The following is a 21,491-nucleotide window of genomic DNA, read 5'->3' as shown; positions in this document are numbered from 1 at the left end:
GGCATCAGGCGTGACCGTGAGTGTTGATACGAAACAATGAATTTTAGAAATGATACTCCGCACGTATCATCGGCGTCTTCGCTGTCTGGCCCACATTGCCCGTGGTGGCGGGCGAGTTGCCGAACTTGTTCTTCCAGTACTGGTATTCCAGGCCCACGCGGAAGGTGTTCTTGGCGCTGCCCAGGGCCGCGCCCACGTCGAACATCACCTGCATGTCGATGTTCGTTTCCACCGCCGTGTCGCGGCCCACTTCATCCTTGCCTTTTGAATCGATGAGGTTAAAGAAACCTTCGAACGAGAACAGCGGCGACAGGGGGATACCCCAGGCGCCTGTCAGCATGGCGTGCGTTTTATACGTGTAGCGGCCCGTCACTTGCGAGATGGGCGGGAAGGCGCCGCTGGGGGCGTTGCTTTCGCGTAGCAACAGCAGACTGGTGTTGAAGAAGCCGGGCACGTCCCACATCAGGGTGGGGCCGGCCACCAGCATGCGCTTGCGCGAGTTGTAGCCGACGTCGTTCTTGGTGTTGACGTCGAAGCCCAAGGTGACGCCGACGCCGCGCACGGGGCCGAACTTGATGTCGCTGCCGCGCACCTTGCCGATGTCGATGGTGTTGCGGTAGACCAGATACGCTTCCTGCGCGCCGGACGTCTTGCCGAGCGCGCCAGGGTCCTTGCTGTCGGACATGAGGAAATCGAGATTGACGAAATTGCTGCCGTATTTGTAGCCGCTGGCGTGCGTGATGGCGAAGATGTTTTTCTTGATGTCGTCCGGATTGAACGGCTCGCGGTAGTCATTGCCGGCGCGCCAGCTCAGCGCGGTATCGCTCCATTCGGCAGCCTGGGCGGTCGCACCCACGCCGAGGGTGGTAGTGAGGCAGAGCAACAGACACGGTATGGTTTTTGGCACTTTCGGCTCCTGATGATGTGAGAAAACGGGAACGGTGGGATAGCAGGGTGCGTAGTGCGCACGAAGCGCTGCGATGAGGAAAATTGCGCACCGTTCAATCCATGATGCGAGAAGCGCCGCGTCGGGCGATATGTCTTGTCTGCATACTTACTATCAGTTCCTGCATATAATCATCGCACCTTCCCGCCCTTGCGGGGCAAGGCGGCCGCTGTAAAGCTGATAATTTTTTTCAAAATTGTATACAGGTGTTGTTTTTTTGCGGAAATAGAAATGTGTGCCGCCGCGCCCGCCCCCCAAGCGCCGCGGATGCCGATACGATAGAGACAGAGTGTTGATTTTTTTCACCGATCGACATCCCGCATACCACGCAGCGAGGCACGAAAAAAACAATGACGGCACGCCTGGAACTCCTCGATATCAGCAAGCGCTATCCGGCCGTGGTGGCCAATGACGGCATCCATTTGACCGTCGCGCCCGGGCAAATTCATGCCGTGCTCGGCGAAAACGGTGCCGGCAAATCGACCTTGATGAAAATCATTTACGGCGCCGTGCAGCCCGATGGCGGCCGCATCCTGTGGAATGGCCGCGAAGTCGAGATCGCCAACCCTTCGGCCGCACGGGCGCTCGGCATCGCCATGGTGTTCCAGCACTTTTCCCTGTTCGACACATTGACCGTGACGGAAAACATCGCCCTCGGTTTGCCCGCTGGCACCAACATGGCGGAGCTGGCTCAGCGCATCGAAGACACGGCGCGCCAGTACGGCCTGGACCTGGAACCGCAGCGCCACGTGCACACCTTGTCCGTCGGCGAATGCCAGCGCGTGGAAATCGTGCGCGCCTTGCTGGCCAAGCCGCAACTGTTGATCCTCGACGAGCCGACGTCCGTGCTGACGCCGGGCGCCGTGGAAAAACTGTTTATGACCTTGCGCCAGCTGGCGGCCGAAGGCTGCAGCATCCTGTACATCAGCCACAAGCTCGACGAGATCCGCGCCCTGTGCCATACGTGCACGGTGGTGCGGGCCGGCAAGAATGCTGGCGTGTGCGACCCGTCGCAAGAGTCGGCGGCCAGCCTGTCGCGCATGATGATCGGCGCCGAGCCGCCCGCCGTCACGCGCGTGGCGCGCACGCCCGGTGCGGCCATGCTGAGCGTGCGCCAATTGAACTTGCCGAAGAGCCACCCGTTCGCCACGCAATTGACCGGTATCAATTTCGACGTGCGCGCAGGCGAGATCGTCGGCATCGCGGGCGTGTCCGGCAACGGCCAGCAGGAATTGCTGGCCGCCCTGTCGGGCGAGGACATGCGGGCCCCCGCCGCCAGCATCGTGCTGAACGGCAGCCAGGCGGGACGCTTGCCGCCGGGCCGCCGGCGCGCCCTGGGCTTCGGCTTCGTGCCCGAGGAAAGGCTGGGGCGTGGCGCCGTGCCCGACATGGGGCTGGCCGACAACGTGTTATTGAGCTTGCAGACACCGGCCACCATCCGCCACGGCTTCGTGCGCCACAAGGTTATCGCGCAGCGGGCGGCCGCCATCATCGCCCGCTTCCAGGTGAAGGCGGGCGGGCCGCAGGCGCTGGCGCGCAGCCTGTCGGGAGGCAACTTGCAGAAATACATAGTCGGCCGCGAAGTCATGCGCGAGCCCACCGTGCTGGTGGTGGCGCAGCCGACCTGGGGCGTGGACGTGGGTGCGGCCGCGCAAATCCGCGCTGAATTGCTGGCGCTGCGCGACGCCGGTTGCGCGCTGCTGGTCGTGTCGGAGGAACTCGATGAATTGTTCGACATCAGCGACCGCTTGCTGGTGATGGCGAAGGGAGAAATCTCGCCGTCGCTCGACGTGGGCGACGCGAGCGTGGCCCAGGTGGGTCAATGGATGAGCGGGCTGTGGCCGCAGGAGGCAGTCCATGGCTAAGTTTGCCTTGCGCCTGGAAGCCCGGCCCGCGCCATCGCGGCTGATGTCGTGGCTGTCGCCCGTGCTGGCCGTGCTGCTCACCGTGCTGTGCGGCGCGTTGTTGTTTATTGCGCTGGGCCACGATCCGCTGGCGGGACTGGCCGTCTTCTTTGTCGAACCCTTGCGTGATGCGCACGGCTGGTCCGAACTGGGCCTCAAGGTGGCGCCTTTGCTGCTGATCGCCGTCGGCCTGGCCATCTGCTTTCGCGCCAACATCTATAACATCGGCGCGGAAGGACAGCTGACCCTGGGCGCCATCTGCGGCGGCGCGGCGGCCCTGTACCTCGATGACGGCATCGGCGGCGCGGCCATCATCGGCGTCTCCTTGCTGGCCGGCATGGCGGGCGGCATGGCGTGGGCGGGATTGGTGGCGTGGCTGCGCGACCGCTACAACGCCAGCGAAATCCTCGTCTCGCTGATGCTTGTCTACATCGCCCAATTGCTGCTGAGCTATCTCGTGTATGGCGTGCTGCGCGATCCGGAAGGATTCAACTTCCCGCAATCGAAACTGCTGTCCGACGGCTTGCTGTTGCCGATGGTGATCAGCGACACGCGCTTGCACGTGGGCATTGTCTTCGCCTTGCTGGCCTCGCTGGGCGGCTGGCTGTACTTGTCCAGAAGCATTGCCGGCTTCCGCCTGCGCGTGGGCGGCATGGCGCCCGCCGCCGCCCGGTATGCGGGCTTTTCTTCGCGCAAAACTCTGTGGTCATCCTTGCTGATTTGCGGCGCCCTGTCCGGCCTGGCGGGCGCCTGCGAAGTGCTGGGACCGATGGGCCAGTTGACGCCCACGGTCTCGCCCGGCTACGGCTTTGCCGCCATCATCGTCGCCTTCGTGGGCCGCTTGCATCCCGTGGGCGTGATTTTCTCCAGCTTCGTCATGGCCCTGTTTTATATCGGCGGCGAACTGGCGCAGTCACGCCTCGGTTTGCCCAGCGCGATTACCGGCGTGTTCCAGGGCATCTTGCTGTTCGCCTTGCTCGCCTGCGACGTGCTGATCCAATACAAACTGCGCTGGAGGAAACATGGATAACCTGGCCCTGACGATCGCGCCATTGATCGCCGCCAGCATCAATGCGGGCACGCCGCTGATGCTGGCTGCGCTCGGTTTATTGGTGAACGAAAAAGCGGGCGTGGTGAACCTGGGCGCGGAAGGCATGATGCTGGTCTCGGCCATCACGGGTTTTGCCGTGGCCGTCAACACGGGCAGCCCCACCCTGGGCTTTCTGGCGGGGGCGGGCGCCAGCATGGTGCTGTCCGGCTTCTTTGCCTGGCTGACCGTGTGGCTGGGCACGAACCAGTATGCGACGGGGCTGGCTTTGTCGCTGTTCGGCGCGGGAGCGTCCACGTATATCGGCTTGAAGTACGTGGGCAACAGCCTGCAGAATGGCCGCTTCGGCATCCCTGTATTGGAAGATATTCCCGTGCTGGGGCCGGCCCTGTTCCGCCAGCATCCGATGGTGTATCTGTCCCTGCTGTTATGCCTGGCCATCGCCTGGTTCCTGTACCGCACGCGGGCGGGTCTCGTGCTGCGCGCCGTGGGCGAGTCGCCCGCGTCCGCGCATGCGCTCGGCTACCCCGTGCGCCGCATCCGCCTGGCAGCCGTGCTGTTCGGCGGCGCCTGTTGCGGCCTGGCCGGCGCCTTCCTGTCGCTCGTGTACACGCCGCTGTGGGTCGAGGGCATGGTGGCGGGACGGGGCTGGATCGCGCTGGCACTGACCACGTTTGCCACCTGGCGCCCGGCGCGCGTGGTGGGCGGTGCCTATTTGTTTGGCGGCATCACGATATTGACGTTCCACGCGCAGGCGCTGGGCGTACCGATTGCCTCGCAATTGCTGTCGATGCTGCCCTACGTGGCGGCCATCGTCGTGCTCGTGCTCATTTCCAGCAATGCCAATTACATCAAGCTCAACATGCCCGCTTCGCTGGGGAAAAATTTCAATCCCGGAAATTAATCACTGACCACAAGGAAAACCATGTCCAAGAAACTGTTGTGCGCCGCCGTTTGCAGTGCCATTCTGATGCCTGCCGTGGCCGCCGTGCCCGCTGCCGCTCCATTGAATGTCGGTTTTGTTTACATCAGCCCCATCGGCGACGCGGGCTGGACCACCCAGCACGACCAGGCCCGCAAGGAAATGGAAAAGGCGCTGGGCAGCAAGATCACCACCAAGTATGTGGAAAACGTGCCGGAAAGCGCCGATGCGGAACGGGTGATCCGCGACCTGGCGCAAACGGGCAGCAAGCTGGTCATAACGACCTCGTTCGGCTACATGAATCCCACCTTGAAAGTGGCGAAACAATTTCCTAATGTGAAGTTCATTCATTTGACGGGCTACAAGACGGCCGTCAACGTGGCCAACACGAATGCCCGTTTCTACGAGGGCCGCTACCTGGCCGGCGTACTGGCGGGCAAGATGAGCAAGACCCATGTGGCCGGTTATGTGGCGGCATTCCCCATCCCGGAAGTGTTGCAGGGAGTTAATGCTTTTACGCGGGGCATGCGCAGCGTCGACCCCAAGGCGGAAGTAAAAGTGGTGTGGGTCAATAGTTGGTTCGACCCGGGCAAGGAGCGCGACGCGGCCATCACCCTGATCGGCCAGGGCGCCGACGTGGTCACCCATCACACGGATTCGACCGCCGTGGTGCAGGCCGCGGAAGAGAAGGGCAAGTATGCGATTGCCTACCACTCGGACATGAAAAAGTACGGGCCGAAAGCGCAGCTGGCCGCCGTCACCCACCATTGGGGCGACTACTACACGAAGCAGGCCCAGGCCGTGCTGGACGGTACGTGGAAGTCCAGCAGCACCTGGGGCGGCATCAAGGATGGCATGGTCAAATTGGAAGGCATTAACGCCGCCGTGCCCGCCGACGTGAAACAGTTTGTATTGGCGCGCGAGAAAGACTTGGTAGCTGGCAAGCTCAATCCCTTCAGCGCGCCGATCAAGGATAACGATGGCAAGGTGCGCCTGGACAAAGGCGTGCTGGACGATGCGGCCCTGACAAAGATGGATTATTTTGTCGAAGGCGTGGCTGGTAAAGTTTCCGGAAAGTAATAGGTTTGAGTATAAACTTGCTGTAATATTGCCGGAAACGGGAGCCGGGCCGGGAGCGCATTCCCGGCCCATCCAACACAGCAGAGCCCGAACAGGCCCGTACCGGAGATCGACCCATGGACAGACTGGAAGTATTCAAGATTATCGCGCTGCAAGCGAGCAAGGGCGAGCTGACGTTCCCCGCCAACGTCAAGGCCACCTTGAAGCTGCAGGAAGCGCTGGACGACCCCGATTGCCATATCGAAGCGGCCGCCCGCATGGTCATGGCCGAGCCGCTGCTGTCGGCCCGGGTCGTGGCATTGGCCAACTCGGCTGCCTACAACCGTTCCGGCAATGAAATCGCCAATGTGCGCGCGGCCGTCTCGCGCCTGGGCTTTGCCACCTTGAAATCGATGGTGGCGTCCGTCATCGTGCGCCAGCTGGGCAGCCAGATCACGGACCCGCAATTGCGCGCCAAGGCGGCCAAGCTGTGGGAACACACGGCCCACGTGGCCGCGCTGAGCCAGGTGATCGCGCGGAAAGTTACGCACGTGGACGTGGAAACGGCCATGTTTGCCGCCATCGTGCACGAAGTGGGCGGCTTTTATCTGCTGTCGCGCGCCGAGGAATATCCGGGTTTGCTGGACGATAATACCGAAGACTGGATCGAATACGGCGAAAAGCTGATCGGCCGCGGCGTGCTGCGCCAGCTGCAAGTGCCCGACATGGTCTTGCAGGCTGTCGAAGGCATGTGGCATGGCGGCAGCACGTTCCCGCCCCGCACCTTGGGCGCGACCCTGGTGCTGGCCAACGATCTGTCGCCCATCGGTTCGCCCCTGCACCCGCCGGAAAGCGCCGCGCGGCGCCAGGCGGCGGCGAAAATCGATTTCGGCATCGGCGGCAGCACCTTGCACACCATCCTCGAGGAATCGGCGGAAGAGATCGAATCCCTGGCAGCCGCTCTGCTGGTCTGAACTTTCTTCCTGAAGAGTCCCCGCCCTTGCCGCGGGGATTTTTTTCGTCCGCATTTTGATGCGACTTTCCCCATGGCATACAATCGTCGGCCCGGCTATCCGCCGGACCGCTTTCCTCCTCTTACCCAAAGGATCTTATGCAGAAGCTGTTTTCTTCCCTGGCCGTCACGGCGCTCGCTTCCAGCCTGGCGCTGGCGTTTTCCGCGCACGCCGCGACCGGTTTGCCCGTGGTGCAGGAAGCCCCCTTGCGCGCCCACCTGGCCTTCCTGTCCAACGATTTACTGGAAGGCCGGGGCACAGGCCAGCGCGGCGCCGACCTGACGGTGGCCTACCTGGAAACCCAGGCGCAGATGGCCGGGCTGAAACCCGTGCGCGGCAACAGCTACCGCCAGAGCGTGCAGATCGCCGGCGTGAAGTCGCTGCCTGCCGAGAGCAGCCTGCAGGCGGTGGCGGGCGGCAAGACCGTGCCGCTGGCCTTCGGTCCCGACTGGGTGTGGGCCACGGGCGACTCCGTTGCCGCCCACACCTTCGATGCTTCACTGGTATTTGTCGGCTACGGCATCACGGCGCCGGAAGAGGGCTGGAACGATTTCAAGGGTGCCGATGTCAAAAACAAGATCGTCGTCATGATGGTCAACGACCCGCAACCGACCGCTGCCGAACCTAACCGCTTTGCCGGCAAGGCGCTGACCTATTACGGCCGCTGGACGTACAAATTCGAGGAAGCCAAGCGCCACGGCGCCGCTGGCGTCTTGCTGATTCATACGAAACCATCGGCATCGTATGACTGGAGCGTGGTACAGAATAGCTGGAGCGGCAGCGAACGTTTTCAACTGGCCGACCGCACGGCCGGCACGCCGCTGCAAGGCTGGATCGCGGAAGACGCGGCGCGCCGCCTGTTTGCGGCCAGCGGGCAGGACCTGGACGCCTTGCGCGCCCAAGCAGAAAACAAGGACTTCAAGGCCGTCGCATTGAATGCCAAGTTGTCGGGTGAAATGAAGTCCGCCGTGCGCAAGGTGGAGCAATTCAATATCGCCGGCATGGTGCCGGGCACGGATCCGGCACTGAAAGAGGAAGCCGTCATCTACAGCGGCCACTGGGATCACCTGGGCAAGCAAGGGGATAGTGGCGACACGATCTACAACGGCGCCGTCGACAATGCTTCGGGCACGGCCGGCTTGCTGGCCATGGCGCAGGAAGCCGTGAAAAAGCCTGCCAAGCGCACGCAGATCTTCCTGTGGGTAGCGGCCGAGGAACAAGGCTTGCTGGGCAGCGCTGCGTATGCGGCCGATCCGCTGTGGCCCTTGAACAAGACGGCCGCCGCGCTGAATCTGGATAGCCTGAATTTCGTGGGCGCCACGCACGACATCGGCGCGCAAGGCAGCGAGCGCACGGAGCTGGGCGCCATGGCGGCGGCAACCGCCAAAGCCATGGGCATGCACATCGCGCAAGCGCGTCCCGACCTGGCCGGCGGCTATTTCCGCAGCGACCATTTCAGCTTCGCCAAGGCGGGCGTGCCCGCGTTTTCCATCAATGGCGGACGCGAGTACATCAAGGACGTGGAAAAGTCGAAAGCCAAGGCGGCCGCCTATGGCCCCCGCTACCATCAAGTCACCGATGAGTACGATGCCAGCTGGGATCTGTCGGGCATGACGCAGCAGGCCCAGTTCACGCTGAACCTGGGCCTAGCCGTGGCCAACGCGGCGAAGATGCCGGCGTGGAAGGCGGGCGATGCGTTTGGCAAGGCGCGCGAGCAGGCTGCAAAGTAAGGAGCGGTTCGTGCCAACAATGTTGTCGGCTTACGCGCTGGCGCGCTAACCCGACCTACGTGGCTTGTTTCTATCAGCATCAGGCGTAGGTCGGATTAGCTCGTAGAGCGTAATCCGACAACATGGCTGGCGCTGCAGCGTCGGATCAGGCTGCCCGTTCCAGCCGCCGCTGCGTGTGCCGGTACTTGCTCCACACGATCAGCATCAGCAGCGGCATGGCGCCGCCCACCATGCACAGGGCGGGCCAGCCGCCGGCCGCAAAGCTGGCGCTGGCCAGGGCCGAGCCTGCCGATGCGCCGATGAAGCCGCCCGCGATGAAGACGGTGGTCACCCTTGCGCGCGCATGCGGCGCCAGTTTATAGATGATGGACTGGTGCGTCACTTGCAAGCCCATCACGCCCATGTCCAGCAGGACGATGCCGATCAGCAGGAGCACCAGCGAATGGGCCCCAAAGCCGATCAATGCCCAGCCCGCAATGGAGGCCACGGCCAGCAGCCAGGTGGCCTGGCGCGCGTAGCCGCGGTCGGCCATGCGGCCCGCCGTGTTGGCGGCAAACGCGCCCGTGGCGCCCGCCAGGCCGAACAGGCCGATCTGCATTTCCGAATAGTGGTAGGGCGCGCCGCTGAGCAAGAAGGTCAGGCCCGTCCAGAATACGCTGAAGGTGCCCAGGCCCAGGCCCGAGAACAGGGCGCGCTGGCGCAGCAACGGTTCCTGGCGGATGATGTCGGCCAAGGAGGCCAGCAATTTTCCGTATTGCAGCTTGCCACGCTGCGCCTCGTTAGGCAGGATGCGGCGCAGCATGACGAGCAGGGCGGCTACGACGATGGCGGCCAGCACGTAGACGCTGCGCCAGCCGCCGCTGATCTGCGACACCGTGCCGGACACGGTGCGCGCCAGCAAGATTCCCAGCAACAAGCCCGTCATGACGGTGCCCACCATGCGTCCCCGGCTGTGATCGGGCGCATACGAGGCCACCATGGCCGTCACTACCATCAAGGCGCTGGACGTGATCCCCATCAAGACGCTGGCGATGGCAAAGATCACGATGTTCTGGCTGGTGGCGGCCAGCAGCAGGGCGCCGATCTTGGCGATCAGCATCCACGTCAGCAGCTTGCGGCGGTTCAGCACGTCGCTGAGGGGGACCAGGAACACGATGCCCAGCACATAGCCGATCTGCGTGGCCGTGACCAGGTAGCCCGCCTGCGGCACGCTGACGCCAAACGAGGCGGCCAGCATGGAGGTGAGCGGCTGCACATAGTAAAGGCTGGCGACGAGCACGCCGGCGGACAGGGCGAACAACAGGATGCGGGTCGACGTCAGCAGGGCGCTGGCGTCGACGGTGGAAGGTGCGGATTTCATGCGGTTACAACTTTCTTCGAATGATGCTTTTGGATGAGCATGATAGCGGGGCTGCGCTTTTCTTGCCGGGCAGGCAAAAAAATCCCGGCGATCGTTGCCGACGGCCGGGAAAAGGGTATAGGGAAATATACCGAGGGAGAGAGTTAAAACTTACTGCGCGCTGGCCAGTTCCGCATGCACCTGCGCCGTGATTTCATACGAGTGCAGCCGGTGCTGGTGGTCGAAGATCTGCGAGGTGATCATCAGCTCGTCGGCTCCCGTTTCGGCGATGAAGGCGGCCATCTTCGCCTTGACGGTGTCCGGCGCGCCGATGGCCGTGCACGACAGGACGGAGTCGAGCATGGCGCGTTCCTGCGGGCCCAATTGCTCCAGGTAGCCGGGCACGGGCGGCTGCAAGCGCGACGGGCGTCCCGTGCGCAAATTGACGAACGCCTGCTGCATCGACGTGGCGCGCAGGTGCGCTTCCGCATCCGTATCGGCGGCAAAGACGTTAAAGCCCAGCATCACATACGGTTTCGCCAATTGTTTTGACGGCTTGAAATGTTCACGGTAATAGGCCACGGCTTGCATCATCATTTGCGGCGCGAAGTGCGAGGCGAACGCATACGGCAAGCCCAGGTGGGCGGCCAGCTGGGCGCCGAACAGGCTCGACCCGAGTATCCACACGGGCACTTTCGCGCCCTTGCCGGGCACGGCCAGCACGCGCTGGCGCGGCTCGTCGGACATATAGTCGATCAATTCCAGCACGTCCTGTGGAAATTGCTCCGCATCGGACTGCAGGTCGCGGCGCAGGGCGCGCGCCGTCGTCTGGTCGGAACCGGGCGCGCGGCCCAGGCCCAGGTCGATGCGGCCCGGATGCAGCGCTTCCAGGGTGCCGAACTGTTCCGCAATGACGAGCGGCGAGTGGTTCGGCAGCATCACGCCGCCCGCACCCACGCGGATGGTTGTCGTGCCGGCCGCCACATGGGCGATCACGACGGCCGTGGCGGCGCTGGCGATGCCGGGCATGCCGTGGTGTTCGGCCAGCCAGTAGCGGTTGTAGCCCCAGCGTTCGCCGTGCTGCGCCAGGTCGAGCGTGTTCTTGAACGACTGGCTGGCGTCGCTGCCTTCGGCGATGGGGGCCAGGTCGAGTATGGAAAATGGAATCATGGTAGCGATATCGGGACGTGGTGGAAAATCACAATGGACGATTTGTCTATCCCCTGACGACAATAGGGTCGGCCTTGAAAGCGGCAGGGATGACAGGCTGTGCACATGATAATGCGAATCGGGAATTTGCGTACTGATCGGTAAAAAACTCGTGCCGGCTGGGGGCGGTGCTACTGGAACTGGCGGAATCGCCGCAAACTCTGGAACTTTCCTTGCCAGCCCCAGTCTTAAGAATTCGTGTCTTAAGATTGTGAAACATCATGTACTGCAAGCAACTCGTCAAGCCCGACGGGCGCCAGCTGACCCTTTACAGCCGGCGTCTCATCGTCGTCGCTGGCGTTGCGCCGAGCCCTTTCCCGTTGCCGCAGGAAGCCAATCCGCACTTGCGCTGGCATCCCTTGCGCGGCGAGTGGGTCGCGTATGCGGCTTACCGCCAGGGCCGCACCTTCCTCCCTCCGCCAGAGTACAACCCGTTGGCGCCCACGCGCGATCCCGCGCATCCGACGGAATTGCCTGCCGGCGACTACGATATCGCCGTCTTCGACAACCGCTTTCCCACCCTGGCGCTGGACGCCCACGATCCGCCTGCCTTGACGGTGGCCACGGCGCCCGCCAGCGGCCATTGCGAAGTGGTGGTGTTCGCCCAGGATGCCGGCGCCTCGCTGGGCACCTTGCCCGTCAGTCACATCGTCTTGCTGCTGCAAGCGTGGGCCGCGCGCACGCTGGAGCTTACCAAGCGGCCCGGCATCGCCTACGTGCTGCCGTTCGAAAACCGTGGCGCGGAAGTGGGCGTGACCCTGCACCATCCGCATGGCCAGATCTACGCCTATCCCTTCATCCCCCCTGTGCCGGCGCGCATGCTGGAGCAGGAACGCATGTATTTCGCCGAGCATGGCCAGGCCTTGCTGGTGGACATGGCGCGGCGCGAAGCCGATGGCGGCGCGCGATTGCTGTACCTGGGACCGGAGGCCATCGCTTTTGTTCCCGCCTGCGCCCGCTACCCGTATGAAGCGTGGGTGATGCCGCGGCGGCAGACGGACAGCTTTGCGGCCCTGTCGGTGGAGCAGCGCGATGACCTGGCGCGCGCCCTGAAAACCGTCCTGCTGAAATACGACGGCTTGTGGCAGCGCGAGATGCCCTATCTGATGGCCTGGTACCAGGCGCCGACAGACGGCCGCGCGCATCCGGAAACTCAGCTGCACGCACAGTTTTATCCGCCGTACCGCACGCGCGAACGGCTCAAATACCTGGCCGGCACCGAGCTGGGCGCCGGCATGTACGCCATGGATGCCTTGCCCGAGGAATCGGCACGGCAGTTGCAGCAAGTGCGCGTGGCATGGAATATGGCAGAGGAAATCGCATGAACTGGAATGTGGAACTGGAAATTGCCCATAAACTGGCGCAGATGCGCGGCTGGCTGGAACAGGAAAGGGCTGGCGCCGTGCGCCTGCGCGGCGTGGACTGGTTCGCCTGGGCCACGGCGGGCGCGTCCTGCAGCCCCAGCCAGTGGGCCGAGTGCGGCTGCGCCGAGGTGCTCGTCACGCGCGACGCGGCCTATATCCTGACGGATGCGGCCGAGGCGCAGCGGCTGCGCCACGAAGAAGTGCGCGGCAGCTGGACGTGGCAAGTGACGCCGTGGATGCAGCCCCGGCTGGCCGAATTGCGCGAGCATTTCGTGCAGCATGCGGCGGGAGGGCGGCCCGTGCTGTGCGACCGGCCGGGCCTGCATGAACGCAGCCTGCCCGCCGCTCTGCGCGAGGAGCGCCTGCCCTTGCTGGCGCCGGAACAGGCGCGCTACCGTGAAGTGGGACGCTTGGCCGCCGCGGCCGCCAGCGAAGCGCTGCGCGCCGCGCGTCCCGACTGGAGCGAGCAGGACCTGGCCGGCGCCTGCGCCCGTGCCTTGTGGTCGCGCGGCCTGCACGCCGTGTACGTGCTGGCGGCGGGTGCCGAACGCTTCGAGCGCTACCGGCGCGCGCCGCCGGCCGCGTCGCCGCTGGGCGAGCGGGCCGTGCTGGCGCTGTGTGCGCAAGCTTACGGCCTGTGCGCCAGCCTGAGCCGCCAGCGCCGCTTCCGTCCCGCCCGTCCCGTGCGCGAAGGCATGGGCGAAGCGGACGCGACCATCCTGGCGCTGGAAGCGGTGGCGCTCGATGCCTGCGCGGTGGGGCATGCGCTGAGCATGGTGTATCACGCGCTCGACAGCGCCTATGCGTATGCGGGCCAGCCCGATACGGTGCAGGAATTCCGGCAGGGCGGCATCGCCGGCTACCGCTCGCCCGAAGTGGCGGCCGGCGCGCACACGGAAATCGCCTTGAAGGAAGGCATGGCCCTGGCCTTCCATCCCAGCTTGCCTGGCAGCATGGTGGAGGACACTTTCGTGCTCAGCGGCGGGCGCCTGGACAACCTGACCTGCGACCCGGATTGGCCGGCGGCAACGGTGCAGGGACGGCTGCGGCCGCTGACCCTGGAGTTGCCATGATCACCCCCGACGCGTATTTCGGCGCCGTCCCCGTGGTGGCGGCGTCGGCGCCGGGCAGGGTCAACCTGCTGGGCGAGCATACGGACTACAACGATGGCTACTTGCTGCCGTGCGCCACGCCGCAGCGCACGCGGGTGATGCTGGCGCTGGCCGCCGACGGCCACCATCAGTTCTATTCGGCGACCCTTGACGAACTCGTGCGTTTCGAGCGCCAGTGCGCCGCGCCGCCCGGTTTCGGCCGCTACCTGGAAGGCTGCATCCGCCTGCTCGAGGAGCGCGGCGTGGCCGTGCCGGCCGTGCGCGCCCATATCGATTCGGACGTGCCGCCGGGCGCCGGCCTGTCGAGCAGCGCGGCGCTGGAAATCGCCATGCTGCGCGCGCTGCGCCAGTTGCTGGGTCTGCAGATTGACGACGTGTCGCTGGCGCTGATGGGGCAGCAGGCGGAAATCCGCTACGCGCAAGTCAATTGCGGCGTGATGGATCAGATGGCGTCCAGCCTGGCCGACGAGCGTCACATGCTGCTGCTCGATGCGCGCACCCTGCGCCATGAATTGCTGGCGTTGCCGCACGACAGCGAGGTGCTGGTGATCGACAGCGGCGTGCCGCGCACCTTGGCCGGCAGCGCGTACAACGTGCGGCGCGCCGAGTGTGAACAGGCGGCGCGCCTGCTGGGCGTGGCGGCGCTGCGCGACGTGCGCGAGCCTTCCTTGGTGGAAGGCTTGCCCGAGCCGTACCGCCGCCGCGCGCGCCACGTGGTCAGCGAAAACCTGCGCGTGCTGCAAGCGTGCGGCCAGCATGGTCCCGTGCTGTTCGGCCAGTTGATGACGCTGTCGCACGCCAGCCTGCGCGACGACTACGAAGTGTCGCTGCCGGTGCTCGATACCTTGGTGGCGCTGCTGTCGGTGCAATCGGCCGTGTACGGCGCGCGCCTGACGGGCGCCGGTTTTGGCGGCGCCTGCGTGGCCCTGTGCCGCAAGCAGTGCGCGGCCAGCACGGGGCGCACGGTGGTGCAGCGCTTTAACGCGGAAGGACACAGCGCACGCATGGTGGTTCCCCTGAATTGATCGTGGCTTGATCTTGCTCATGCGTGAGAAAGCAAGCCTCTTTCTTTGGAACTTGCTCAGTGCCGCATGCCTCCAACAGGCATGCTCAATGACCACCTCTCCCCCCCCGATACGAATGATGCACAGGCCGGTACAGCCCTGCCTGGCGAGGGCGGTTTCGCGTATCCCCGCCCGCAGATGGTGCGCGAAAACTGGCAATCCCTGAACGGCGCCTGGCGTTTTACCTTTGACAATGAGCGGCGCTACCGGCTGCCCGACGGCGGCATCGACTGGACGCACGACATCATCGTGCCGTTCCCGCCGGAATCGCAAGCCAGCGGCGTGGGCGACCGTGGCTTTCACCGCGTCTGCTGGTACCAGCGCGAATTTTTGCTGCAGCCGGGCGGACCCTGCGTGCTGCTGCATTTCGGCGCCGTCGACTACCATGCCAAGGTATGGCTGAACGGCCATGTGGTAGCCGACCACGAGGGCGGCCATACGCCGTTTGTCGCCAACATCAGCCATGCGCTGCTGCCCGACGGGCCGCAAGTGCTGACGGTGCGCGTCGAGGACGATCCGCACGACCTGGCCAAGCCGCGCGGCAAGCAGGACTGGCAGCTGCTGCCCCATTCCATCTGGTATCCGCGCACCACGGGCATCTGGCAAAGCGTATGGATCGAGCGCGTGGCGGCCACCTATATCGGCAAGCTGCGCTGGACACCCGTGTTCGAGGGCTACGAGATTGGCTGCGACGTGTTCGCCACGGGCGACCTGCAGGATGACCTCACGGTGGCCGTGCGCATCTGGCATGGCGACAACCTGCTGGCCGACGACCAGTACAAGCTGATCGAGAACGAAGCGAGCCGCAAGATCGCCCTGTCCGATCCCGGCATCGACGATTCGCGCAACGAACTGCTGTGGAGTCCGGAACGGCCCATCCTGCTCGATGCCGAAGTGACCTTGTGGCATGGCGACGAGCTGCTCGATACGGTCAAATCGTACACGGCGCTGCGCTCGGTGGCCATCAACCGCGACCGCTTCATGCTCAATGGCCGGCCGTATCCGCTGCGCCTCGTGCTCGACCAGGGCTACTGGCCCGACACCCTGCTGGCGGCGCCATCCGACGACGCCCTGCGGCGCGACGTGGAACTGGCCAAGGCCCTGGGTTTCAACGGCGTGCGCAAGCACCAGAAGATCGAGGATCCGCGCTACCTGTACTGGGCCGACCGCCTGGGCTTGCTGGTGTGGGAAGAAATGCCATCGACCTACCGCTTTTCCAGCAAGGCCATCACACGCATGGTGCGCGAATGGACGGATGTGATCGAGCGCGACTACAGCCATCCGTGCATCCTCGTCTGGGTGCCGTTCAACGAGTCGTGGGGCGTGCCCAACCTGACGGCCATCCAGGCCCACCGCAACGCCGTCGAGGCGCTGTACCACCTGACGCGCACGCTCGACCCCACGCGGCCCGTGATCGGCAACGATGGCTGGGAAGCGTCGGCTACCGACATCCTCGGCATCCACGACTACGACTGCGATCCGGAACGGCTGCAGGCGCGCTATGCGATCAGCGATTCGGCCCGCACCACCTTGTTCGACCAGCGTCGCCCGGGCGGGCGCATCCTCACGCTCGACGGCTTTCCGCACCGGGGCCAGCCCATCGTCCTCACGGAATTTGGCGGCATCGCCTTTGACCGGGAACAGAGCGAATCGGCGGAAACCTGGGGCTATGCGCGGGTGGGCAACGAGGCTGCCTTCCTCGATATCTACCGGCGCCTGATGAACGTCGTCAACACGGCGCAGATGTTCAGTGGTTTTTGCTACACGCAGTTCGCCGACACCTTCCAGGAAACCAATGGTCTGCTGACGGCGGACCGAACGCCGAAGGCCGCGCTGGAGTTGCTCAGCGCGGCCACCCGCAATATCCGGCTCAATTGAACGCAAGCCGGGTCTGGCACGTTTCATCTGGTCCATACATCAAGAGGGGCAGGCATGGCCGATACCGATGGCGCGGCAGCGCCGTTCCTTACTTACTGGCAGGCGGGCTACGAGGGCGCCGACCACGTCACCCATGGCGGCCAGGCGCTGGACATGAACCGCGCCACGGGCCACCTGGACAGGGTGCGCGAAGACTACCTGCTGCTGCGCCAGTTCGGCATCCGCAGCGTGCGCGAAAGCATCGGCTGGCGCCTGGCCGAACGCGATGGCCTGTTCGATTTTTCCTTTATCGAGGAGCGCGCTGCCGTGGCGCAGGAACTGGGGCTGCAGATCAACTGGACCTTCTGCCACTACGGCTGGCCGCCGGAGCTCGACCTGTTCTCACCCGACTTCGTGCCGCGCTTTGCCCGCTATTGCCGGGCGGCAGCGCAGTTCCTCGCGCCGTATGCGGGCAGCGCGCCCGTATATTCGCCCATCAATGAAATCTCGTTTACCAGCTGGGGCTTGTCGGTACACATGTTCCAGTGCCTGAATATGTACCGGCCCGATGCTGGCCACGAAGGCAAGCGGCAGCTGGTGCGCGCCACCGTGGCCGGCTGCGACGCTATCCGCGCCGTCAGCCCGCAGGCGCGCTTCCTGCAATGCGATCCCCTGATCCACGTGACGGCACCACCCGGACGCACGGACTGGGTCGACCAGGCGGCCGCTTGGCGCGCTTCGCAATTCGAAGCGTGGGACATGCTGTGCGGCCGGCAAGCGCCGGAACTGGGCGGCGCGCCCCGCTATCTGGACTTGGTCGGCCTGAACTATTACCACAGCAACCAGTGGGAAAGCGGCAGCAATTTGCGCCTGTGGTGGCACCTGGGCGAGCCGCGCCGCATGCCCTTGCACCAGCTGCTGCTGGAAGTGCAGGCGCGCTACCAGCGGCCCCTGCTGCTGGCGGAAACGAGCCACGTGGGCAGCGGACGCGGCGCCTGGATACGCGACGTGGCCGCCGAGGCGGCGCTGGCCGTCCAGCATGGCGCCGCGCTGCGCGGCATCTGCATCTATCCCGTGATCGACCGGCCCGACTGGGACGATGCCAGCCACTGGCACCGCAGCGGCCTGTGGGATGTCGGCCTGGGCGGCGAGGGGGAGGAGCGGCTGCGGCGCATCCTCGTGCCCCCTTACGCGGCGGCACTACGGCAGGCGCAGCGCCTGACCGGACAACTTTGTTCAACGTTTGCCCCGGCGGGGCAGAAAGGAACTGGCATGCGAACCATCATCGTTTTTTCCCATTTGCGCTGGAATTTCGTGTATCAGCGTCCGCAACAGCTGCTGTCGCGGCTGGCGCAGTTCTACCGCGTGGTCTTCGTCGAGGAACCCGTCTGGCACGATGGGCCGGGTACGCTGGAATTGTCCACGCCTGCGCCGAACGTGACCGTGTGCCAGCCCCGCACGGCCGTGCAGGCGCCCGGTTTTCACGACGACCAGCTGGCCGTGCTGCAGCCCCTGCTGAGCCAGATCACGCCTGCCGACGACCCCATCGTGTGGTTCTACACGCCGATGGCGCTGCCGCTGCTGCCGGCCCTGCATGCGGGCCTGGTCGTGTATGACTGCATGGATGAACTGGCCGCATTCAAGAATGCGCCGCGCCAGCTGTTGCAGCGCGAGACGGCCTTGCTGGCGCGCGCCGACCTCGTGTTCGCGGGCGGCCCCAGTCTGTTCGAGGCGAAGCGCACGCGCCACGCGAACGTCCATTGCTTCGCCAGCAGCGTCGACACCGTGCACTTCGAACAGGCGCTGGACCGCCACAATGGCCATCCCGCGCAGGCGGAGATCGGCAGGCCCAGGCTCGGCTATTACGGCGTGATCGACGAGCGTTTCGAGCCGACCCTGGTGGCGGCGCTGGCCGACGCCCATCCCGATTGGCAAATCGTGCTGGTCGGTCCCATCCTCAAGATCGACCCGGCCAGCCTGCCGCAGCGGCAGAATATCCATTACCTGGGCCAGCAGCCTTACCAGGCGCTGCCGCACTTCCTGGCCGGCTGGGACGTGTGCCTGCTGCCCTTCGCCAGGAACGAGGCGACCCGCTTCATCAGTCCGACCAAGGTGCTCGAATACATGGCGGCGCAGCTGCCCATCGTCAGCACCTCGATCACCGATGTGGCCGTGCCGTATGGCGACATCGTGGCCATTGCCGACACACCGGAAGCCTTTGTCGCCGCCTGCGAGGCGGCGCTGGCCGCAACGCCCGAACAGCGCGCGGCCATGGCCGCCAGCATGCGCGCCGTCGTCGAAGCCACCTCCTGGGATACCACGGTGGAGCAGATGCGCAACTTGCTCGACACGACGCCGCCGGGACAGGGCGCCCGCCAGGCGGTGCCCGCCGCCGGCACGGCGCAGGCCGCCGCACCGGGTGCCGGCGCCGATGTCAACCTGCTGCATCCCCCCGGTGCGCCGCAAGCCGTGGCCTGCGCCATCATCGGCGCCGGTCCGACGGGCCTGAGCGCCGCCTATCACCTGGGCGCCGATACTTTGCTGCTGGATAAAAATGCCGCCGTGGGCGGCTGGTGCCGCTCCATCCAGGACCGCGGATTTACCTTCGATCACGCGGGCCACATCATGTTTTCCAATGATGACTATGTGCTCGACATGTACCGCACTTTGCTGGGCGACAACCTGCACTGGCAAAACCGCGAAGCCTGGGTCTACAGCAAGCAGGTCTACACGCGCTATCCTTTCCAGGGGGCGTTGTACGGCTTGCCGCCGGCCGTCATCAAGGAGTGCATCGTCGGCGCCATCGAGGCGCGCTACGGCAAGGCGCCGGTGGCCCCGGGCCAGGCAGCGGCCTGCGCCGTTGAGGATTGCTGCGCCGACGGCGGCACGGGGCTGGAACAGGTGCACGATGCCGTGGCGGCACCGGCCCAAGCCCAGGCCCAGACGGCGCCCAATTTCGAACAATTCATCCATCAGGTGTGGGGCAGCGGCATCGCCCGCCATTTCGCCATTCCCTACAACAAGAAATTATGGACCGTGCCCCTGGCCGAGATGGAAACGTCGTGGCTGGGCGGACGGGTGCCCTTGCCCAACCTGGAAGAAATCATCGAGGGCGCGCTCGAACCGGTGGCCAGGCCGATGGGTCCGAATGCGCGCTTCGGCTATCCCTTGCGCGGCGGTTTCCAGGCCTTGATGTCGGGCTTCCTGCCGCACCTGCAAGGCAAGCTGGAACTCAATGCCGATGTGGTGCAGGTCTTGCCGCGCCAGCACGTGATCGTGCTGGGCGATGGCCGCCGCTTCCGTTACCAGCATTTGCTCAGCACCATGCCCTTGCCGCAGCTGGTGCGCCTGATCGGTGAGCAGGCGCCGCCGCAGGTACAGGCGGCGGCGCGCGCCTTGCGGCATATTTCCGTACGCTGCGTCAACTTGGGCGTGGCGCGCGAAAACATCAGCGAGAAACACTGGATTTACTATCCGGAAGAGACGATATTCCACCGTATTTTCCTTCAAGGTAACGCCAGCCCCCACTGCAACGCGCCGGGCGGTTTCGGCCTGACGTGCGAGATCAGTTATTCGCCCTGGAAACCGTTGCCGCTCGATGGACAGGCCCTGATCGACCGCTGCGTGGCCGATTGCATCGCGGTGGGCTTGCTGCGCAATGATGACCGCCTGCTGGCAGCGAACCAGGTGGACATGCCGTACGCCTATGTGGTGTACGACCACGCGCGGGCCGCCAACGTGGCGCTGGTGAAAGCATGGCTGTCCACGCAGGACATCGTGCTGGCGGGACGCTACAGCGAGTGGGAATACTACAATTCCGACCACGCCTTCCTGGCCGGGAAAAAGGCAGCGGAATTGATCGGCGGGCTGGCGGCAAGCCAGCGCAAGATAGGCATGGTGGAGTAGGCGCTTGCGCCGGGAGCGCGGCAACGGCGCTCCCGGCGTGGATTCAACAAGGAAGCCGGCAAGAGGCAAGAGGCATGGAATTACCGAAGATCATGGCAAGTGAAGGTATGGCAAGGCAGGATGCATAGCAAGCTGCAGGGGGGAGCTCGCAGGAGACATGGCAAGGCTAAGTATGGCAAGGAAAAGACAAAAAAGACAAAAAGATAAAAAGATATGGCAAGGAAAAGGCAAGGCAAGGCAAGGCAAGGCAAGGCAAGGCAAGGCAAGGCAAGGCAAGGCAAGATGCCTGTCTTGCCATACCTCGCCAGGCCTGACCCTGGTGGATGTGCCTGGCCGCTGGCGTTCAGTACCCCGAACGCCAGCGGCCAGGCGGAATCGGCGCATGCCGCGCTGACCCTTTGATCTTCAGCCCGCTGTAACGTTAATAGCGCTGCAGCAAACCGTTGACCACCTTGACCCTATCGCCGATCTGATAGCCGGGCTGGGAGTTTTGCATGATGGTGCGTGTGCTGCCGTCGTCCAGGCGCAGGGTGACCCGGTACTGCATGTTGCCCGAGGTGGTGCCCGCCGTGCCGGAACTGCCCGATTGCATGTCGCCGCTGCCCTGATCCATGCCGCGCGGCACTGGCTCGATCGATTGCACCGTGGCGGAGGCGATGCTTACACCTGTCTGGCTGCCGTCCATGTTCATGGCGTTGTTTGCCGTGGACGTGCGTGCATCGGCGCTGCCTGTGCCAGCGGTGCCGCTGCTGCCGGTACCAGCGGTGCTGCTGCCCGTGCTGGTGTCGCTCATGGTGCTGCCGGTCCCGGTCCCGGTGCTGGTGCCGGTGCTGGTCGACGTGCTGCCTGTCCCGGCTGTATTGCTGTAGCTTTCACCGCTGCGGCCATTCGTGCTGCTCATGCTGGTGCCGTTTGGATTCGAACTGCAGGCGGCCAGCGTACACAGCAGGCCGGCCAGCGCCATGGTTTTTTTTACTCTCATCTTGTTCTCCTCTTGGTCTGACAAAGTGTTGACCCC

General features: G+C 64.7%; 15 protein-coding genes. 11 read left to right on the top strand and 4 right to left on the bottom strand.

The features are described 5' to 3' along the window. Nucleotides 1-43: 43 nt before the first annotated feature. Entirely contained in the window at nt 44-856 is an 813-nt protein-coding gene (locus VM94_RS22290) for an outer envelope protein (protein ID WP_092716215.1), read from the bottom strand. A gap of 440 nt (nt 857-1,296) precedes the next feature. Here VM94_RS22290 and VM94_RS22285 point away from each other — a divergent pair, with 440 nt between their 5' ends. The 6 genes from VM94_RS22285 (at nt 1,297) to VM94_RS22260 (ending at nt 8,622) form a co-directional block, all read left to right on the top strand. Then, nucleotides 1,297-2,811 carry an ABC transporter ATP-binding protein gene (locus VM94_RS22285; RefSeq protein ID WP_046685364.1) on the top strand — a complete coding sequence of 505 codons (1,515 nt, stop codon included), beginning with the start codon at nt 1,297-1,299 and terminating at the stop codon, nt 2,809-2,811. Continuing rightward, nucleotides 2,804-3,880: an ABC transporter permease gene (locus VM94_RS22280; RefSeq protein ID WP_046685363.1), complete on the top strand. Its 1,077-nt coding sequence runs from the start codon at nt 2,804-2,806 to the stop codon at nt 3,878-3,880. Before VM94_RS22285 ends, VM94_RS22280 begins: the two co-directional genes overlap by 8 nt. Continuing rightward, on the top strand, nt 3,873-4,802 hold the full coding sequence (locus VM94_RS22275) for an ABC transporter permease (protein WP_046685362.1): 930 nt from the start codon (nt 3,873-3,875) through the stop codon (nt 4,800-4,802). The genes VM94_RS22280 and VM94_RS22275 overlap by 8 nt, the downstream gene beginning before the upstream one ends. A gap of 21 nt (nt 4,803-4,823) precedes the next feature. Next, nucleotides 4,824-5,900, top strand: coding sequence for a BMP family ABC transporter substrate-binding protein (locus tag VM94_RS22270; protein ID WP_046685361.1), 1,077 nt, complete (start codon nt 4,824-4,826; stop codon nt 5,898-5,900). A gap of 116 nt (nt 5,901-6,016) precedes the next feature. Continuing rightward, nucleotides 6,017-6,853, top strand: coding sequence for an HDOD domain-containing protein (locus tag VM94_RS22265; RefSeq protein ID WP_046685360.1), 837 nt, complete (start codon nt 6,017-6,019; stop codon nt 6,851-6,853). A gap of 137 nt (nt 6,854-6,990) precedes the next feature. Further along, the gene (locus VM94_RS22260) at nt 6,991-8,622 is read left to right on the top strand and encodes a M28 family peptidase (protein WP_046685359.1); all 1,632 of its coding nucleotides are present in this window, start codon (nt 6,991-6,993) and stop codon (nt 8,620-8,622) included. A 145-nt stretch (nt 8,623-8,767) separates the two neighbouring features. On the opposite strand, the gene VM94_RS22255 is transcribed toward VM94_RS22260, so the two are convergent. Together VM94_RS22255 and VM94_RS22250 are read right to left on the bottom strand one after the other, a co-directional pair. After that, nucleotides 8,768-9,982 carry an MFS transporter gene (locus VM94_RS22255; protein ID WP_046685358.1) on the bottom strand — a complete coding sequence of 405 codons (1,215 nt, stop codon included), beginning with the start codon at nt 9,980-9,982 and terminating at the stop codon, nt 8,768-8,770. Between the two features lie 150 nt (nt 9,983-10,132). After that, nucleotides 10,133-11,131, bottom strand: a complete 999-nt coding sequence (locus tag VM94_RS22250) for an LLM class flavin-dependent oxidoreductase (protein WP_046685357.1) — start codon at nt 11,129-11,131, stop codon at nt 10,133-10,135. A 260-nt stretch (nt 11,132-11,391) separates the two neighbouring features. Here VM94_RS22250 and galT point away from each other — a divergent pair, with 260 nt between their 5' ends. From galT to VM94_RS22225, 5 genes are all read left to right on the top strand, one after another. Next, nucleotides 11,392-12,495: a galactose-1-phosphate uridylyltransferase gene (galT, locus tag VM94_RS22245; protein ID WP_046685356.1), complete on the top strand. Its 1,104-nt coding sequence runs from the start codon at nt 11,392-11,394 to the stop codon at nt 12,493-12,495. Further along, entirely contained in the window at nt 12,492-13,607 is a 1,116-nt protein-coding gene (locus tag VM94_RS22240; protein WP_046685355.1) for a M24 family metallopeptidase, read from the top strand. Before galT ends, VM94_RS22240 begins: the two co-directional genes overlap by 4 nt. Further along, nucleotides 13,604-14,671: a galactokinase gene (gene galK, locus VM94_RS22235; RefSeq protein ID WP_046685354.1), complete on the top strand. Its 1,068-nt coding sequence runs from the start codon at nt 13,604-13,606 to the stop codon at nt 14,669-14,671. Before VM94_RS22240 ends, galK begins: the two co-directional genes overlap by 4 nt. A gap of 177 nt (nt 14,672-14,848) precedes the next feature. Continuing rightward, complete coding sequence (locus VM94_RS22230) at nt 14,849-16,588, top strand: glycoside hydrolase family 2 protein (RefSeq protein ID WP_046685630.1); 1,740 nt, start codon at nt 14,849-14,851, stop codon at nt 16,586-16,588. A gap of 54 nt (nt 16,589-16,642) precedes the next feature. Continuing rightward, nucleotides 16,643-20,473 carry an NAD(P)-binding protein gene (locus VM94_RS22225; protein WP_046685353.1) on the top strand — a complete coding sequence of 1,277 codons (3,831 nt, stop codon included), beginning with the start codon at nt 16,643-16,645 and terminating at the stop codon, nt 20,471-20,473. 421 nt (nt 20,474-20,894) lie between these two features. On the opposite strand, the gene VM94_RS22220 is transcribed toward VM94_RS22225, so the two are convergent. After that, nucleotides 20,895-21,455 (bottom strand): hypothetical protein, encoded by a 561-nt coding sequence (locus VM94_RS22220; protein WP_138828907.1) that lies wholly within the window; start codon nt 21,453-21,455, stop codon nt 20,895-20,897. Between the last annotated feature and the right edge of the window lie 36 nt (nt 21,456-21,491).

This window comes from Janthinobacterium sp. KBS0711, from assembly GCF_000988085.1.
GTDB lineage: Bacteria > Pseudomonadota > Gammaproteobacteria > Burkholderiales > Burkholderiaceae_D > Janthinobacterium > Janthinobacterium lividum_E.
Note: the sequence above shows the minus strand (reverse complement) of the source record. Positions and strands in the feature narration are given on the sequence as shown.

Coding starts and splice junctions, on each gene's coding strand:
- VM94_RS22285 (WP_046685364.1), top strand. CDS start 1,297: ATGACGGCACGCCTGGAACTCCTCGATATCAGCAAGCGCTATCCGGCC.
- VM94_RS22280 (WP_046685363.1), top strand. CDS start 2,804: ATGGCTAAGTTTGCCTTGCGCCTGGAAGCCCGGCCCGCGCCATCGCGG.
- VM94_RS22275 (WP_046685362.1), top strand. CDS start 3,873: ATGGATAACCTGGCCCTGACGATCGCGCCATTGATCGCCGCCAGCATC.
- VM94_RS22270 (WP_046685361.1), top strand. CDS start 4,824: ATGTCCAAGAAACTGTTGTGCGCCGCCGTTTGCAGTGCCATTCTGATG.
- VM94_RS22265 (WP_046685360.1), top strand. CDS start 6,017: ATGGACAGACTGGAAGTATTCAAGATTATCGCGCTGCAAGCGAGCAAG.
- VM94_RS22260 (WP_046685359.1), top strand. CDS start 6,991: ATGCAGAAGCTGTTTTCTTCCCTGGCCGTCACGGCGCTCGCTTCCAGC.
- VM94_RS22255 (WP_046685358.1), bottom strand. CDS start 9,982: ATGAAATCCGCACCTTCCACCGTCGACGCCAGCGCCCTGCTGACGTCG.
- VM94_RS22250 (WP_046685357.1), bottom strand. CDS start 11,131: ATGATTCCATTTTCCATACTCGACCTGGCCCCCATCGCCGAAGGCAGC.
- galT (WP_046685356.1), top strand. CDS start 11,392: ATGTACTGCAAGCAACTCGTCAAGCCCGACGGGCGCCAGCTGACCCTT.
- VM94_RS22240 (WP_046685355.1), top strand. CDS start 12,492: ATGAACTGGAATGTGGAACTGGAAATTGCCCATAAACTGGCGCAGATG.
- galK (WP_046685354.1), top strand. CDS start 13,604: ATGATCACCCCCGACGCGTATTTCGGCGCCGTCCCCGTGGTGGCGGCG.
- VM94_RS22230 (WP_046685630.1), top strand. CDS start 14,849: ATGGTGCGCGAAAACTGGCAATCCCTGAACGGCGCCTGGCGTTTTACC.
- VM94_RS22225 (WP_046685353.1), top strand. CDS start 16,643: ATGGCCGATACCGATGGCGCGGCAGCGCCGTTCCTTACTTACTGGCAG.
- VM94_RS22220 (WP_138828907.1), bottom strand. CDS start 21,455: ATGAGAGTAAAAAAAACCATGGCGCTGGCCGGCCTGCTGTGTACGCTG.